Origin of the sequence: Candidatus Pelagibacter communis (genome assembly GCF_001179985.1) — a bacterium.
Taxonomy (GTDB): Bacteria; Pseudomonadota; Alphaproteobacteria; order Pelagibacterales; family Pelagibacteraceae; genus Pelagibacter; species Pelagibacter ubique_J.
In genome coordinates, this window is sequence record NZ_CVSI01000069.1 from 1 (window position 1) to 531 (window position 531).

Consider the following 531-nt stretch of genomic DNA (forward strand, 5'->3'; position numbering starts at 1 on the left):
AGCAATAAATTTTCCATTTGAATTCTGTATTCCAATATTTCTTGATTTTCCGGCCCCTTTTTTTTGTTTATTTTGGATTACAGATATTCTTTGATCCATATTTTTAATCTCTTTTACAAAATTCCAATCACTTTCACTTTCGTCATCATAAACAATAATTATTTCGAAATTTTTATAGGTTTGGTCTAAAACAGAGTTGATAGAACTAAGTATTGTGTCTTTTTTTTTAAAATATGGAATTATAACACTGACTAAATCCATTTATTATTAATAACGCGAACTTAACTTTCTAAAAAACTTTTTAATTGCTTTGATCTACTTGGGTGTTTTAATTTTCTTAGAGCTTTAGCCTCTATTTGTCTTATTCTTTCCCTGGTAACAGAAAATTGTAAACCAACTTCCTCTAGTGTATGATCTGTGTTCATACCCACTCCAAATCTCATTCTTAAAACTCTTTCCTCCCTTGGAGTTAATGTTGAAAGAATTTTTGTCGTTGCTTCGCTAAGATTTGATTTAGTTGCTTGTTCTAAA

General features: G+C 28.8%; 2 protein-coding genes. Both read right to left on the minus strand.

What is annotated here, in order from left to right; translation table 11 throughout:
• A partial coding sequence (locus AMN80_RS04845) for a glycosyltransferase family 2 protein (RefSeq protein WP_143323385.1) occupies positions 1-261 on the minus strand: 261 nt, incomplete at its 3' end.
• 20 nt (positions 262-281) lie between these two features.
• Positions 282-531: sigma-70 family RNA polymerase sigma factor (locus AMN80_RS04850; protein ID WP_143323386.1), on the minus strand; the 250-nt coding region annotated here is incomplete at its 5' end.